Genomic DNA, 15,415 nt, shown 5'->3' on the forward strand with positions numbered 1-15,415 from the left:
ATCCAGCATTCTTTATGCATCTTTAGGATCTGCGGCTGAATAAATATCCAGGTGGGTCTCTTTGACTTTGACCGTTACATTATGAAATCTATTGTTGCAAATCATATCTGATACCGGTTTCGGAATCCGTGCACAGGCGCAGTATCCGGGCGCTGCCCGGACTCGGCAGGGAGCATGCTCCCTGCACCCTGATCTGTTGAAGGAGAGTCATGGTTTCCAAAGGGTAATACCCTTTGGTGGGGGTTCGGGGGCAAAGCCCCTGAATGCCGCATTTATAACAGACGCAGCCTCCGGGCGCTGCCCGGATCCGGCAGGGAGCGTGCTCCCTGCACCCTGATCTGTTTTAAGGAGTCACGGTTTCCAAAGGGTAATACCCTTTGGCGGGGTGCAGGGGCGGTGCCCCTGCGTTGTATCAGGCCGCGTGTGCGGCGTCCTGCGTGGCGGGACGGGTCCAGCGTGCGTGGGCCGCGTGGTTCACCTGCAGGCTGAGCGTAATGACGCCGCTGCGGCCGTTCCACAGTTCGGGGGACAGGCGCGCCATGCCGGTGGTCCAGCGCCATGCGCATTCCGCATCCCGTTCGTCGGGGTGGAATGCGGGGGCAAGCAGGGGGTGATCCACGCCGATGGCGACCCCGCCCCCGGTGCGGCTGTCGCCGATCCACGCATCACGCACCTGCACGCCCAGCGCCCGCATGTCGCCCGTTTCGCCCTCAAGGTAAGCGGGACGGAAGGTTGCGCTGTGCAGGGTGACGTTGCGCGCGGTGGCGGGGAAGGTGAAGTGCGTCAGGCCACCGGTCATGACGGGGGCAATGCGTTGTCCATCGGCCATCATGTGCAGGTTGGCATCCTGCGTCGGCCGCCATCCCATGTCCTGCGCACGGGCCAGCAGACGTTCGCGCAGTTCGTGGATGACGGGGCCTTCGTCATGGAAGGGCAGGGCGTGCCTGTGGATCAGTCCGGGCGTGCGCTGCGGGTCGAGGCCCTCTGCCCCGATGGCGAATTCATGGCGGTTGCCGACATCCATGAAGCTCTCGCTGCCAAGGCCGGACGTCACCAGCACGTCATGACTGTCGAGTTCGACATGCCAGTAACGGACCTCCACCCGGTCATCCTGCGTGATGCTGATGCCATTGAGCAGCGTGCTGGCGGGCACGAACACGTCGGTGCCGTCGCGCAATGTCATGGCGATGGCATGGCCGGGCGACACCGCGACGTCGCGCGTGGGGACGTTGGGGGCGATGGCGTGGGCGCTGATGCGCACGGGCTGTGCGATGTGGCGGCGTGATGCGGGCATGCCCGTGCACAGGATGCGGCGATGGCCAAGCCAGCGGACACGGCGGTGCGCGCCGGATGCGGTGACGACCTCATCCCCCGCGCGCAGATCCTCCACCGCGACTTCGCCACGGGGGGTCAGCAGCAGCGTGCCTTCGGTAAAGCATGGCGTGCTGGGCACCGATGTGGCGGGCGTGAAATCGTTGCCGTTGCTGGTTGTGGTGATGGTGGAGGGTGCGTCCGACATCGGGGTTGCGGCCGTGTTCGTGAAATAGAGGTACGAGCCGTGCGTCCCGCTGGTCTCGGTCTGCGCCACCTGTCCATTGACCGTGTCGTCCATGGTCTGGGGCGGGGCGTACAGGATCGTGCCGTCGCTGGTGGAATATGGCGTCTGTTGCAGCAGGGCGTTTTCCTGCCCGCCGTCGGTCCCCGTGGTCGTCGCCATGACAAAACCGGTATTGGCGCCATTTTCATAAAGGCTGTTGAGCGTCATGGTGCGTGTCCCGTTGGTAAAGCCGGGATCAGGGGTGGTCGGGCCATCCGCGTTGACCGAGGCGATGTTGTCCACGGAAAAGACCAGGTTGCCATTGCCATCAGTCGTGGTGTTCTGGGCCGCGAAGATCTGCGCACTGCTGAGATAGCCGTTGCTGTTGGTCGTCAGCGAATAACTCTTGTTGCTGTAATCAATATAGTTCTGTGCCATTTGCCCAAATTCCTGTGCCGGGGCGGTCTTCCCAGCAACTTCATGACGGAACGGGCATGGAGCAGGAGGCGTGGAACGACCAATGATCGCGGGACCGGATGCGAATCCCAAATTATGTTATAACAGATACAATATGAGACATTATATTACAAAGCATTTGCGCCCTGCGACATTGACATGGCTGTTTTCGCGGTTCCGCCCCAATGCGCGCAGGGGAAGCGGGTGGGGGATTGGCGTGTGCCGTCGGGGTGCGATCCCCCTTGCGGCGGGGGTGGTGATTCATGATAAAGGGGACTGATTACGTCCCCTTGCCCGCCCCCATGTCGTGACGGGGCAGGCCATATTCTGCGCAGGAACACGTATGACCCCCATTATGCTGGCCCTGATCGGAACGGGGGCAATTGCCGTTCTGCTGGCCCTGATCGTGATGGGGCGGGTGCATCCGTTCCTGGCGCTGCTGCTGGTGGCGACCGCCGTGGCGTTGTTGACGGGCACGCCGGTCGCCCGTCTGGCCGATGCAATACAGGGCGGGCTGGGCCGGACCATCGGGCATATCGCCATCATCGTGGCGTTGGGTGCGATGATCGGGCGGATGGTGGACCTGTCGGGGGGCGCGCAGGCGGTGGCGCAGGCACTGGTGCGGCGCGCGGGGGCGGCGCATGTGCCGCTGGCGATCGTGGTTGCGGCCTTTGGCGTCGGGATACCGGTGTTTTTCGAAGTGGGCGTCATCATGCTCATGCCCCTTGTCTATGGCATGGCGCGCCAGACCGGGCGTGTGCCCGCCATGTTCGCCGTGCCGATGGCGGTGACGATGTTGACGGTGCATGCACTGCTGCCGCCACATCCGGGGGCCGTGGCCGTTGGCGGCGCGCTGGGTGTCGGGGCGGGACGGGTGCTGATGCTGGGCCTGCCGCTGGCGGCGTTTTCGGTGGCGCTGACCTATGTTCTGTCACGCCCGGTCATGGCGCGGCCATTGGGCTGCGCGCCCGATATCCGCGCGATTGTGGAGGAGGCGGGCACCACCACCGATCCCGACCATGGCTCCGCCGCCGATGCGTGCCTGGTTGCCGCCGTGCGCGCGCGGCCGGTCCATCCCGGTGAAATCGCCCTGGTGATCGGTGTGCCGGTCGTGTTGATGATCGCGGGCACGCTGGCGTCGGACATGATGGCGGCGGGGGGCGTGCGCTCTGTCATCGCGTTTGCGGGCATTCCGTATGTCGCGCTGGGTATCGACGTGGTGATGTGCGCGTGGCTGCTGGGGTTGCGGCGTGGCATGGCGCTGGCCACCGTGTCGGACGTGCTGGCGGCGGCATTGCCGTCCACCGCCGGGATTATCCTGATTACCGGCGCGGGCGGCGCATTCGCGCAGGTGCTGGTGCAAAGCGGGGTGGGCGATGCGCTGGGCGGTATGCTGTCGGCGGCGGGGCTGCCGGTGCTGGCGTTGTGTTTCGTCATGACGATGATCCTGCGCGTCGCGCAGGGGCCGACGACGGTGGCGCTGATGGCGACGGCGGGTATTGTCGGGCCGCTGATTACGCGGCTGCATCTGGACCAGACGCACCTTGCGCTGCTGGCGCTGGCGATGGGGGCCGGGGGGATGGCGCTGTCACATGTCAATGACGCAGGGTTCTGGATCGTCACCCGCATGGCGGGGCTGAGTGTGGGGGAAGGGCTGTCGAGCTGGACCGTCATGACCGGTATCGCCGCCCTGACCGCCTTTGCCGGGACGGCGCTGATGTGGATGGCGCTCTAGGCGGCATTGCGCGCAAGGCGGGGCAGGGCGTAGTGCGGATATTTTGGAAAATGCACGGGTTTATGAAGCTTTTTGAAAAAAGCTTCACCAAAAAATTTTATACTTATTCTTTGGAAACCATGACCTCTTAAACAGATCAGGGTGCAGGGAGCACGCTCCCTGCCGGGTCCGGGCAGCGCCCGGATGCTGTGCCTGTTATAAGTGCGCCATTCAGGGGCTTTGCCCCCGAACCCCCACCAAAGGGTATTACCCTTTGGAAACCATGCCTTCTTAAACAGATCAGGGTGCAGGGAGCATGCTCCCTGCCGGGGCCGGGCAGAGCCCGGATGCTGCGTCTGTTATAAATGCAGCATTCAGGGGCTTCGCCCCCAAACCCCCACCAAAGGGTATTACCCTTTGGAAACCATGACTCCTTAAACAGATCAGGGTGCAGGGAGCGTGCTCCCTGCCGGGTCCGGGCAGCGCCCGGATGCTGCGCCTGTTATAAATGCAGCCTTCAGGCCAAATACGGGGTCAGGCTTTCTTTACGAATTCCGATTTCAGGTTCATCGCCCCGATCCCGCCGATTTTGCAGGCGATATTATGCCCGTCCGTCCCATCGACCAGGCGGATGTTGCGGACCTTCGTGCCGCCCTTGATGACGGAGGACGCGCCCTTGACCTTCAGGTCCTTGATGACGGTCACGCTGTCACCATCGGACAGGGGGGTGCCATTGGCGTCGCGCACCACGTTCTGCGCCGCAGCATCCGCATCCGTGTCGGCGGCGGCCTGCGGGTTCCATTCATGGCCGCATTCGGGGCAGATCCACAGGCCACCATCGGGATAGGCATGGGCACAGCCGCATTGCGGGCATTTCGGGTCGGTGTTCATTGTCGTCCTCGTCATCATCAGATGGCCGCAGCCATACCATAAACCCGGCCTTCGCACCGCTTGCCCGCCGGTCGCGGTGGCCATGACGCACATATTTTCCACAATATTATCAAACGTAATACAATTGAAAAAGGAACCATCCCGATGCTTGACCCCACGCGGCGAAGGCAGGCACCAAGGGGCACGCACCTGGCCCGATCGCGATGGATATTCCACGGCGCAGGTCCAGGGCAGGAAGGAAACGACAGATGTACAAGGCCATGATACTGGCGGCGGTTTTTGGCGCGGCTCTTGCTGGTGTGCCGGGCGGTCCGTGCGCGGCGCAGACGGTGCTGGACGGCAGTGACGCCCATGTCGCAGGCGCGGCAGAGGCAATGAAAAAGGTCGCCGCCACCCTGAAACACCCGAACGATGCACGCTTCCGCCACCTTGCGGCCCATGATGCCGATGGTGCGGGCGTGGTGTGTGGCGAGGTGGCCGAAACCCCGGCCCGGGGCGCCCATTTCGCGCAGTTCGGTTATGTCGTCGGCCATGATGAGCCGATCGTGTTCGCCAACCGTCCCATCCCTGCCGTCATCCCCTTTGCCGAGGTCAATGGCTGGATCAATGACAGCGTCCATCTGGAGGACCTGGAGGAAATGGGATGCGTGCCCAAGGGCAGCTATCACACGTATAACGAGAAGCTGAACACCAAGATGAACCAGCGCAAGCAGTACGGCGTCAACTGACGTGCCGGCGCGTCAGGCGTGGGGTGGGGCATGACGGGCATGGACATCGCGGCCGACAGCATCGGTTTCGTCGGGTCGATCGTGATCGTGGTGCAATATTACCTCAGCCTGCGCGGGCGTATCGACACGACGGGCGTGGCCTATCCCCTGGGCAATCTGTGCGGCAGCCTGATGGTGATGGCCTCGTTATGTGTTCACTTCAACATGCCGTCACTGTGCATCGAAGCCTTCTGGAGCAGCGTTAGCCTGTACGGCGTCATTGCCGCGATGTGGCGTCGGATGCGGCAATAGCGTGCGTGGCCCGGCAGGGTTGTGATTGGCGGCGGCAGCCGGTACAGTCGGCTTTACCGCAAACATGATGCCGGGCCTGCCTGTCGTGGCCATGACAGGCGATGCGCCGGCCCCACCGGACCGGTGGGGGCATGCGTCCCGGCGGGATGGGCATGGCGCGGGCATTGATATGAAAGGACATGACATGGCTGATGTAACCCAACAGATGATAGGTCGTGACGTCATGGCATCCGCAGGTGGCCGCGTCGGGACATTAAGCGCGGTGACAGGCAATGGCATGATCCAGGTAACGGTTGATGGTCCCGCCGAAAGCATGTTCGAAATCCCGGCGGACTGGGTTGCCTCCATTGATGACAAGCGCCTTGTGCTGAATCATACGATCGAGGATGTGCAGTCCTATACCCCCACGCGCTGAGGGTATGGCGCGATGGCGCGGGAGGGTGTGGCGGATGCGCGCGTGGGATGTGGCGCGCTGGTGCGTCGTGGCGATGGGCGCATCGTGCTGGTCTGTCGCCGCCGCCCGCCAGAGGCCGGGCATTGGGGCCTGCCGGGTGGCAAGGTGGAGTGGATGGAAACGGTGGAACACGCCGTCCGGCGCGAAGTGGCGGAGGAAACCGGCCTGGTGGTCCGCCTGTCGCGCCTGTTATGTGTCGTGAACCACATCACCCCGGCCACCGCGCGCGAAGATGCGTCGCACTGGGTTGCGCCTGTCTATCTTGCGACCCCGATCACCTCGGCGCGGGCGCTGTTATGTGAACCCGACGCCCTGTCGGCCGTCCGCTGGTTCGCGCTGGATGACCTGCCCACCCCGCTGACACTCGCCACACAGGTCGCCCTGCGCGCACTGGCGGAAACCTGAAAACCATGGTTTCCAAAGGGTAATACCCTTTGGTGGGGGTTTCGGGGGCAAAGCCCCTGAATGCTGCACTTATAACAGTCTCACGATCCGGGCTCTGCCCGGACCCGGCAGGGAGCGTGCTCCCTGCACCCTGATCTGTTTAAGAAGTCATGGTTTCCAAAGGGTAATACCCTTTGGTGGGGGTTCGGGGGCAAAGCCCCTGAATGCCGCACTTATAACAGACGCACCCTCCGGGCGCGGCCCGTCCCTGTCATTCTGTTGGGAGGACGAACGGGGGTGGTTTTGGGCGTGTGGCGTTTTTGCGGGCGCGCACGACGGCGGTGTCGAGTGCGGAGAGGAAGTTGGAGCGGTCCCCGCGGGAGAAGCCGCGTCCCCCCTGCATGATGGCCCCGGTGGAGCGCAGGTCGTCCATCAGGTTCCTGACGGCAAGCGCCATGCCGATTGCGTTTTCATCCAGGATGCGCCCGCGCGGGTCCAGCACGCAGGCGCCCTGTGCCACGCATCGCGCGGCCAGCGGGATATCGGTTGAAATCACGATATCATGGGCGTGGGCATGCCCGGCGATCCAGTCATCGGCGACATCCATGCCCTGTGTCACGACAACCCGTTCAATCAGGGGCGAGGGCGGGATGGCGATCATCCGGTTTGCCACGACAAAAGTATGCACCCCATGGCGCAGCGCCACGCGATAGGTTTCATCGCGCACCGGGCAGGCATCGGCGTCAATAAAGATCCGGGTCATGGTGGCGCTTACCCCGCCGGGGCATGGAAATACACGGTCATTCCCCATTTTAGGCCGCCTTGCACATGTGTGACAAGGGCAGCCCCCTGCGCAGGGCCGCAGAATGCCCGGCAATAAGATCCATTCTGAATGAATGTTTAAAATGCATATCAAGGTAGCAGGCACGCACAGGGATGTTGCCCCAAGGATTCCCCCATCCCAAAGGTAAAAGACAGCGGCGCGCGCGAAGCGGATGCGATTTCAAATTAACCCATTGATAAGGAAGGGGAATAATTTCACAAAACGCCTGCTTCCCAGAAGTCGATATTTTCGTGAAGCTTTTTCAAAAAGACGGATATTGCAAAATCTCCTTGTGAACACACGATGTTTCCCCGACAGATTGCCGCCATGCCATGTGGCATCACGCAAAACGGTGTGATAGGGTCCAGACCATAAGAGATGGCTGGAAATATTGGGGAACAGCAACCTGTTGGAATAGGGAAAGTTTTTGAAAGATCCTGATATAGGGACTGTTTAAAAAGTCAGGATTAACAATATCCTTAAATAATATAAGGTTTTTTGGTAAATCTTTTTGGAAACAGCTTCAGAAAACTCTACCTTTTTCGATCAAAAAGCAGCATCCAAGAACTTTTCTTAGAGAGTGTTTGAAAACAACTCATTGATAAAAAACAGGAAAAGTTTTTGGGTGCCGCCTTTTTTCAAAAAGGCGGCGTCTTCTGAAGCTTTTTGGAAAAAGCTTCACCAAAAACTTTTATGATTTCAGAATGTTATAGAGCCTGACTTTTCAAACACTCTCTTAATATTTTCAGGACTTTTTGAAAAAGCCATCCCCCGGAACCATTGGCGTCCAATGGGGCGCTGCGGCCCCTTTTCCAAACGGTCTGTGGGGCTAGGGCAGATCCTGTTTGAAGGCGTGCCTTCAAACAGGTGAAGATGCTCGTAAAAACAATAAACCGGAGCATTTTCACCGAACCGGTTTTCGGTGGAAATGCCCTAGGCTTCGGGTGACAGGCGTGTCTGCATGTCGCGTGCGACCCGGCAGGCGGCAAGGTCCCATGCCGCGCATCCCACGGATTTGAAAAATACGGGCCGGGCCGGGTCGCGTGGCGTGTCGAATGCCTGCGCAAGGGCGCGGACATCCCCCCATGGCACACCGGCCTGCAGGATGTCCCCGGCCTCTGACGGGGCGCCGATGGGATCATCCACGTAAATCTGGCTGGCGCGGACGACCTGCGGGGCGATTTCCGCCATGTCCGGGCGATAGGCCCCAACCCCGATCACCAGGCGGCGCGCATCGGCGGGTGTGTCGAAAATGGGCGTGGTGCTGGATGTCGTGGTGATGACGACATCAAATCCGTCCTCTGCCCCGGCCCGTTCGGGACGCAGCGTCAGGCGGTCGGTTGCGTGCTGGGTGCAAAAACGCTCCGCCCGGTCGGGGGTGCGGCCACGGATCGCAACCTCGATGGCGGGATGCAGGGCGGCCAATGCCTCCACATGTGCCAGGGCCTGCGTGCCAGTGCCGATCACCAGCACGCGGCGCACATGCCCGTGAACGAAGGTGCGGATCGCCAGCATGCTGATGGCCGAGGTGCGGCGCATCGTGACCGTTGGCCCATCCAGCCCGAACAGGAACCGCCCGTCATGCGCATCCGCGCACGTGACCGTCCCCTGTATGGCCGGCAGGTGCAGCGCCGTGTTCGCGCCAAAGATCGTCAGCAGCTTGGTCGTAATCAGGTCCGCCCCGACGGCGGGCATGCACATCAGCACCCCGCCCCCATCGTGGGTGGGAACGGTGGTGCGTTCGGGGCAGGCGATGGTGCCGCCCGCGTAATCGCGCACGGTGCGCGCCAGCATGTCCACCAGCGCCGGGAATGGCAGCAGCGCCTGTGTCTGCGTCGCGCAGTAATGTTTCATCGGGGGCCTGTTTATTCGTATGGATCGGGACGTATGATGCCACGATTGCACCGCGTCACACGCCGCGCGTCAAGGGGGCATGGATATGGAGCAGGGACCGTGCCTTTCCCTGTGCGTGGCCTGTCCTTTTGTGCCTATGTCGCCATGGCTGAAAAGCCTGACCGAAAATGAATAGAGTTATTTCCGTTACTTGGAAGAGTGTTTGAAAACAACGCGTTGATAAGAAAAAGTTTCTGGGTGCCGCCTTTTTTCAAAAAGGTGGCGTCTTTCGAAGCTTTTTGGAAAAAGCTTCACCAAAAACTTTTATAATTACAGGATGTTATCAGGCCTGACTTTTCAAACAGTCTCTTAAGGAACGCTGATGTTTACAGGGAAGGCCGGATAGGGTGTTTTGCTTTCTCAATCGCGATTTATGGTCATGAGGTTGGAAACAATCTGCCCCCATCCTCATGAGATTCGATCCCAAAAAAAGCTAAGTCCGCTAAGATCATGAAATCATAAAAGTTTTTGGTGAAGCTTTTTCCAAAAAGCTTCGAAAGACGCCGCCTTCGCCGATCGAAAGGCGGCACCCAAAAACTTTTCTTGTTTTTGATCTCATGGATGGGGTGTTCAGATGACGCTTAACACCCCGCCATCGACGCGCACCGATGCCCCCGTGGTGGCCGAAGCCTGGGGCGAGGACAGGTACACCACCATGTTTGCGACTTCCTCCACCGTTGCGGCGCGACGGATAATGGAGGAGGGACGATGCGTCATGACAAAGTCGGCGGCCACGTCCTCCAGCGTCTTTCCGGTTTTTTCCTGCTCTGGCCGCAACATTTCCGCCAGCCCTTCGGATAGGGTCGGCCCCGGCAGAACGGAATTGACCGTCACGTTCGTCCCGGCCATCCGTTCCGCCAGGCCACGCGCCACCGCCACCTGTGCGGTCTTGCTGAATCCGTAATGGATCATTTCCACCGGGATGTTCAGCGCGGATTCAGACGAGATGAACACCACCCGCCCCCAGTCGCGTTCCTGCATGCCCGGCAGGTATGCGCGCGACAGGCGGACGCCTGACATGACGTTGACCTCGAAAAAACGGGTCCAGTCCTCGTCCGGGGTGTCAAAGAAATCCTTGGGTTCGAAAATGCCAAGGTTGTTTATCAGGATATCGCATGATGGATGCGCCGCGACCAGGGCCGCGCATCCGTCTGCCGTGCCAAGGTCCCCCACGAACCCGACCGCGTCGCCGCCCGCCCCCGATACGATGGACACCGCCCGGTCCACCGCCGGTTGCCTGCGCCCGTTGACCACAACGCGCGCCCCGCACCCCGCCAGACCCGTGGCGATGGCCAGCCCGATGCCGCCTGTCGATCCGGTTACAATGGCCGTCCGGCCCGTAAGGTCAATTTTCATGGCTGCTTTCCCATGGTCGTTTTCCGTGTGGTGTGACGATAACCGGGCGGCAGCGTACACCACCCGCGCCCCCGCGCGCCACAGGCATCATGACACGCGGGCGTGAACACCCGCGCGCCCCATGGTGTCAGCGAAACACCAGCCCGCCATCAATCAGCACCGACTGTCCTGTCATGTAATCGGAATCCGGCCCCGCCAGCCATGCGACGAAACCGGCCACGTCATCGGGCGTTTCCGCCCGGCCCAGCGTGATGCCATCGACATATTTCCTGTATGTCGCACCGATTTCCGCGCCGGTTTCCTCGGCCATGCGGCGGTCGATTTCCACCCACATGTCCGTGCCCACCACGCCGGGGCAATAGGCGTTGACCGTGATGCCAAAGGTCGCCAGTTCCTTTGCCGCCGCCTGCGTCAGGCCCCGCACCGCGAATTTCGTCGCGGAATAGACACCCAGCAGCGCATAACCATCATGCCCCGCAATGGAACAGGCATTGATGATCTTGCCCTTGCATGCCTGTTTCCTGAATGCCTCCGCTGCGGCCTGAATCCCCCACAACGTGCCGTCCACATTGATGCGGAAAATCCGCCCCATGTCGTCGGGTGTCACATGCAGCAACGGCTTGACCTGCGCCACGCCTGCATTGTTGACCATGATGTCAACACCGCCCAGTTCCTCCATCGTCCGTGCAATGGTGGCAAAGACCTCGTCACGCACGCTGATGTCCGCGCTGATGGCAACCGCCCTGCGCCCCAGCGCCATGATGTCCGCGCGCACCTGCGCCAGGCGGTCCATGTTCATATCCACCAGCGCCACGTCCGCGCCATCACGCGCCAGACGCAACGCAATGCCGCGCCCGATGCCCTGTGCCGCACCCGTCACGACGGCCACTTTCCCAACAAGAGACATGAACGATGTTCTTTCTTTATTGTCCCGACAGCGCGGGATACGCCGCGTTGCAGGCACTAACGCCGCGACAGGGGGAAAGGGATGTGCCTTCCGTTATTTGTGATGGGGCGGGGGGGTTGCTTCAGGGGGGCTTGCTTTACTCAGGGGCTTTGCCCCCGAACCCCCACCAAAGGGCATTGCCCTTTGGAGACCGTGACTTTTACAGGATGTTTGAAATGTCTGGACTTATAACATGCTGAAATCATAAGGTTTTTTTTGACGCTTTTCTTGTTTTTTATTGCTGGTCTGTTTTCAGGCAATCTTCTGGTGGGGCCGGGGGTATTTTTGTCCCCCAAGGGATATTGGAATGTTGGGGGTGTCAGCGCAGGCCAGTGATCGGAATCATGAAAATTTCGGCGGCAATCTTTACAAAACAGCGCCTTTGCAAAAGGCAGGGTCCGAAGCATTTTCTGTCTCCTGTCCATGCATTGTGTTCAGGCCGTCCTGTATTTTCCAACCGGCGGAGATCAGCTCCTTGCCCTGCGCCAGAATATGTCCAGCGCATCCAGTCCCGCGCGCAGCGTGCGCGTGCGCAGGCCGGTGGGTTCATCCATGCCGCATGTGGCGATGACGGCGCGGCGTTGCGCGGCGCTCAGGCAGGACAGGGCTTCGTTCAGCTCCAGCACCGCCCACGTGACCGGATCATGCCCGCCCGCCGGGCCACGGGCGTCGCCCGTTGTGGGGCGATAGGACTGTGTTAACGGTGTCTGCCGCGCCGCACGTGTCCACAGGCCGCGAAAGCGCAGGCCCGCGCGATACTGTGCGGGATCTATGGCGCTGTTGGCGCGGTAAAACAGCCGGTCGAGCATACATTCACACCGCACCCGCCGCACGGCCTGCGCCGGGGTGCGGGGGGTGGTGACGACCATGTCGGACACAACCTCGCGCGCACGCGCGGCTGGACCGGGTGCGCCCATGTCGGGACGCGCGGTGGTGGCGGTGTAAAGACGGGGCATATGAAGACTCCTGAAAAAACGCTATGGCATAAGGCAACAGGGACATCGGCCGAAAAGTCATGGTTTCCAAAGGGGAATACCCTTTGGTGGGGGTGCGGGGGCAAAGCCCCTGAATGTCGCATTTAGAGAGTGTTTGAAAATAACCCATTGATAAACAACAGGAAAAATCTTTGGGTGCCGCCTTTTTCCAAAAAAGCGGCGTCTTTCGAAGCTTTTTGGAAAAAGCTTCACCAAAAACCTTTATGATTTCAGGATGTTATCACGCCTGACTTTTCAAACAGTCGCCCTCTCCGCGTTCCGCCCGGCCCCGGCGGGACGCATGTTCCCCGCATCCTGATCTGTTGACGAAGTCACGGTTTCCAATGGGTCATTCCCGTTCCCGCAATGTCAGCAGCCGCCGCAAATTATGTTGTTCCGTGCGGATGCGCTGTGCTGTTGGGTACAGCAGGGCATGCAGTTCGCCGGGCGCGGGCCAGCGTGCGCCGACGGGATATCCGTTGCGCGGCGGCTGTCGGCACCAGGCCATGCGGGTGGCGGGTGTCCATGCCCCGAACGGGATATCGGCGCAGACTTCGGCAATGGCGGCGGTCTGTCCCACGACCTGCGCCGTGGGTGGGGGATTGCTGACCAGCGGGGCAAGTTTTTTCAGCCACGCGGCAATGACGACCGGCGGCGCGGGGCGGGCGGCGTTATCGGCATGGGCCATCTGCGTGCGCAGGGCGTGCAGGCGTGCGGGCGTCAGGTCGCGTGGCAGGATGGTCATCCCCGCGCGCATGGCCGCCAGCAGGCCCGCGACATCCCCCGCCGCCGGACGCCATGCGCATCCGTCCGGCACGGCGGGAATGGGGATGGCGTGTGGGTCGGTCATGTCATGCATCGTCATATCCCGCGCAGGTCCGGTATGGCGTCCCATGCCGCCAGCCGCGTGTCGCGTGCGTGCGCGGGGCCGTCGCCGGTGCGCTGGCGCAGGGACGCGATCACCCATGCCACCGGGTCCGCCGGGCGCAGCACACAGGCGTCATGCAGCACCCCGCCGAGCGTCGCGGCATCGTCACCGGCCATCTTCATCCATTGCCCCACCAGCGCCCGTGCCTGTCGCGGGCCGCGTCCCGTCAGGTCCCCCGCCTGCGCCACCATCGCCGCCATGTCCCGGGTTCGCGTTGCATCGGGGGGCATCATGTCAGCCGTCGCCGCGCCGGGGACCGGCGGACGCGCCGCGTACGGCGCGGCGGGGGGCTCACTCTTACTCTCACTCTCGCTGTTCCTGTCCACGCCGGATGAAACGCGTTTCGCGGGTGTGGGGTCGGGGTGGGTATCGGGCGGGTCAGACCGTGTCCCCCGCCACCGGCGCAGGCGTTCGGCATCATCATTGCGACGCCGTTGCGCCCGGACCCGGCCCACATGGGCGCGTGTGGCCTCGCGCGCCAGTAACGGATGGTACAGGCGTCCGTCGGAACAGGCGACAAACCCGTCAAGCGCCCGTGCGCGCACCCGCCGCCATGCCCGCACATCGCGCCCGAAATCAGCCAGCGTCGCCAGTGCGCGATCCTCCATCGGCAGGCTGCCTGCGGGCACCTGATTCCATGCCGACCACCACAGGCGCAGCGCGGCGCGGAATTCCGCATCGGTGCATTGGGTATATAACGGCCCGCAAAACAGCCGATGCCCGAACAGGGGCATGAACTCATACCCGCGCAGGTCACAATCCGGCGGTGATAACGGGGCCGGGGCAGTCATGTCGGGGGGGCCGTTCATCCGAACATCGTCCGGCAGGTGGGGCACAGCCGCAGGAAACGCCCATCCGCAATAAACGCCGCGTCACAGTTCAGGCAGGCGCGTCGTACTTCGTCCCCGCGCAAGGCCATATGCGTCGCCGCCTGATGCAGCCGCAGGTGCCGCAGGCGGGTTTCCATCGTCTTGACATTCAGGTTCAGCCGACGCGCCGTTTCCCGATTGCTCAGCCCGCTGTCCCGCAGGTGCGCGACCTGTGGGTCCAGCCGGGACCAGTCAATGCGCGGTGGCCGCGTGCGGTGCGATATGCCCGGGCGCAAGGGCGCGCGCCGGGTGTGGGGGGCCGGAACAGGGTCCGGCTGTGTGTGCATTTTTTTCATACAAAATGGTGTGCGACAAAGACGCACAAAATGCAAGCGAAAATTTTGCACATCGCCAGAAGGCCGGATGCGCGCCCCAAACGCCCTTGCACCCTGCCCTGAAAAAGGACGAAACCCTTTGATTACCACGATTGAACGGGTCCGGCGCACGCGGGGAGGGGGCGTGTGTGACGGTATGGGGAGGAGTTTGGCCTTGTGCATTTGTATATAAAAAATGCACATTATGCCCCTGTAACAGGATGTCAGGGACGATACGCATGCATGGTGGGGGAGAGATGGACACTATATGTGCGGACCATCCGCGCTGGGCGGTGCGGTATGTGGCGCAGTTGCGGGCACGGCTGTTGCGCCTGTCACAGATCCGGTCCGAACTGTCGGCCACCCGGTTTGAGGGGGCGTATGATGGGGCCGACCTTCTGGGGTATCTGGATGATGAATGTGACACCGTGCGCACGGCGTTGGCGCGGGTGGATCAGGAGGTGGAGGCATGGGCCAGCGACATGGGCGAAAGCCGCGCCGCCGATGCCGCCGATGCCGCACGCGACCTGCAGGGGGACGGGGGCGCATGACCCCCTGTCGCCCCCCATGATTCAGGGGGCGCACACGTGTTATCCACAGGATTGTGCGTAAATCCTTCCCCAGAATCTGTGGATAAGGCGCATTTATGCCGCCTTACTCTGGCATGCGGCGTGACGCGGGATGAGTGTCAGGATGTGTTTGAAAACAAATCATTGATAAAAAAGAAAAGTTTCTGGGTGCCGCCTTTTTTCAAAAAGGCGGTGTCTTCTGAAGCTTTTTAGAAAAAGCTTCACCAAAAATCTTTATAATTTCAGTATGTTATTAAGGCTGACGTTTCAAACAGTCTTTTAGGAAAA

At 61.5% G+C, this 15,415-nt stretch carries 17 protein-coding genes; 6 read left to right on the top strand and 11 right to left on the bottom strand.

The features are described 5' to 3' along the window. Positions 1 to 412: 412 nt before the first annotated feature. Positions 413 to 1,975: a Hint domain-containing protein gene (locus FYB92_RS03665; RefSeq protein ID WP_332828189.1), complete on the bottom strand. Its 1,563-nt coding sequence runs from the start codon at positions 1,973 to 1,975 to the stop codon at positions 413 to 415. A gap of 361 nt (positions 1,976 to 2,336) precedes the next feature. On the opposite strand from FYB92_RS03665, the gene FYB92_RS03670 reads away from it, so the two are divergent. After that, positions 2,337 to 3,728, top strand: a complete 1,392-nt coding sequence (locus FYB92_RS03670; RefSeq protein ID WP_075596455.1) for a gluconate:H+ symporter — start codon at positions 2,337 to 2,339, stop codon at positions 3,726 to 3,728. 513 nt (positions 3,729 to 4,241) lie between these two features. Here FYB92_RS03670 and FYB92_RS03675 read toward each other — a convergent pair. Beyond that, positions 4,242 to 4,598 carry a zinc ribbon domain-containing protein YjdM gene (locus FYB92_RS03675; RefSeq protein WP_062810017.1) on the bottom strand — a complete coding sequence of 119 codons (357 nt, stop codon included), beginning with the start codon at positions 4,596 to 4,598 and terminating at the stop codon, positions 4,242 to 4,244. 248 nt (positions 4,599 to 4,846) lie between these two features. Here FYB92_RS03675 and FYB92_RS03680 point away from each other — a divergent pair, with 248 nt between their 5' ends. Genes FYB92_RS03680 through FYB92_RS03695 form a run of 4 tightly spaced genes read left to right on the top strand, consistent with a single transcriptional unit; the run spans position 4,847 to position 6,476 of the window. Then, positions 4,847 to 5,326 carry a hypothetical protein gene (locus tag FYB92_RS03680; protein ID WP_075632551.1) on the top strand — a complete coding sequence of 160 codons (480 nt, stop codon included), beginning with the start codon at positions 4,847 to 4,849 and terminating at the stop codon, positions 5,324 to 5,326. A 30-nt stretch (positions 5,327 to 5,356) separates the two neighbouring features. Next, positions 5,357 to 5,617: a CBU_0592 family membrane protein gene (locus tag FYB92_RS03685; RefSeq protein WP_081256634.1), complete on the top strand. Its 261-nt coding sequence runs from the start codon at positions 5,357 to 5,359 to the stop codon at positions 5,615 to 5,617. A 25-nt stretch (positions 5,618 to 5,642) separates the two neighbouring features. Beyond that, positions 5,643 to 6,032: a DUF2171 domain-containing protein gene (locus tag FYB92_RS03690; RefSeq protein ID WP_225578754.1), complete on the top strand. Its 390-nt coding sequence runs from the start codon at positions 5,643 to 5,645 to the stop codon at positions 6,030 to 6,032. A 12-nt stretch (positions 6,033 to 6,044) separates the two neighbouring features. After that, positions 6,045 to 6,476: an NUDIX domain-containing protein gene (locus tag FYB92_RS03695; RefSeq protein WP_048858946.1), complete on the top strand. Its 432-nt coding sequence runs from the start codon at positions 6,045 to 6,047 to the stop codon at positions 6,474 to 6,476. A gap of 250 nt (positions 6,477 to 6,726) precedes the next feature. On the opposite strand, the gene FYB92_RS03700 is transcribed toward FYB92_RS03695, so the two are convergent. The 9 genes from FYB92_RS03700 to FYB92_RS03740 form a co-directional block, all read right to left on the bottom strand. Continuing rightward, positions 6,727 to 7,218 carry a YaiI/YqxD family protein gene (locus FYB92_RS03700; protein ID WP_003621721.1) on the bottom strand — a complete coding sequence of 164 codons (492 nt, stop codon included), beginning with the start codon at positions 7,216 to 7,218 and terminating at the stop codon, positions 6,727 to 6,729. 993 nt (positions 7,219 to 8,211) lie between these two features. Next, on the bottom strand, positions 8,212 to 9,132 hold the full coding sequence (locus FYB92_RS03705; RefSeq protein WP_075625174.1) for a delta(1)-pyrroline-2-carboxylate reductase family protein: 921 nt from the start codon (positions 9,130 to 9,132) through the stop codon (positions 8,212 to 8,214). A 609-nt stretch (positions 9,133 to 9,741) separates the two neighbouring features. After that, positions 9,742 to 10,527 (bottom strand): SDR family NAD(P)-dependent oxidoreductase, encoded by a 786-nt coding sequence (locus FYB92_RS03710; protein ID WP_003621725.1) that lies wholly within the window; start codon positions 10,525 to 10,527, stop codon positions 9,742 to 9,744. Between the two features lie 127 nt (positions 10,528 to 10,654). Continuing rightward, positions 10,655 to 11,434, bottom strand: a complete 780-nt coding sequence (locus tag FYB92_RS03715; RefSeq protein WP_062809509.1) for an acetoin reductase — start codon at positions 11,432 to 11,434, stop codon at positions 10,655 to 10,657. Positions 11,435 to 11,574: 140 nt separating this feature from the next. After that, positions 11,575 to 11,880: a hypothetical protein gene (locus FYB92_RS03720; RefSeq protein WP_192265554.1), complete on the bottom strand. Its 306-nt coding sequence runs from the start codon at positions 11,878 to 11,880 to the stop codon at positions 11,575 to 11,577. Between the two features lie 60 nt (positions 11,881 to 11,940). Beyond that, positions 11,941 to 12,429, bottom strand: a complete 489-nt coding sequence (locus FYB92_RS03725) for a hypothetical protein (protein WP_062809507.1) — start codon at positions 12,427 to 12,429, stop codon at positions 11,941 to 11,943. A gap of 367 nt (positions 12,430 to 12,796) precedes the next feature. Then, the gene (locus FYB92_RS03730) at positions 12,797 to 13,312 is read right to left on the bottom strand and encodes a hypothetical protein (RefSeq protein WP_332828190.1); all 516 of its coding nucleotides are present in this window, start codon (positions 13,310 to 13,312) and stop codon (positions 12,797 to 12,799) included. Then, entirely contained in the window at positions 13,309 to 14,184 is an 876-nt protein-coding gene (locus FYB92_RS03735; protein ID WP_332828191.1) for a hypothetical protein, read from the bottom strand. Before FYB92_RS03735 ends, FYB92_RS03730 begins: the two co-directional genes overlap by 4 nt. After that, positions 14,181 to 14,480 (bottom strand): transcriptional regulator, encoded by a 300-nt coding sequence (locus FYB92_RS03740; RefSeq protein ID WP_075596453.1) that lies wholly within the window; start codon positions 14,478 to 14,480, stop codon positions 14,181 to 14,183. The genes FYB92_RS03735 and FYB92_RS03740 overlap by 4 nt, the downstream gene beginning before the upstream one ends. A gap of 335 nt (positions 14,481 to 14,815) precedes the next feature. Between FYB92_RS03740 and FYB92_RS03745 the strand changes: the two genes are divergently transcribed. Continuing rightward, positions 14,816 to 15,109 carry a hypothetical protein gene (locus FYB92_RS03745; protein ID WP_139312539.1) on the top strand — a complete coding sequence of 98 codons (294 nt, stop codon included), beginning with the start codon at positions 14,816 to 14,818 and terminating at the stop codon, positions 15,107 to 15,109. Positions 15,110 to 15,415: the final 306 nt, after the last annotated feature.

Origin of the sequence: Novacetimonas sp. GS1, from assembly GCF_036686925.1 — a bacterium.
Taxonomy (GTDB): domain Bacteria; phylum Pseudomonadota; class Alphaproteobacteria; order Acetobacterales; family Acetobacteraceae; genus Novacetimonas; species Novacetimonas hansenii.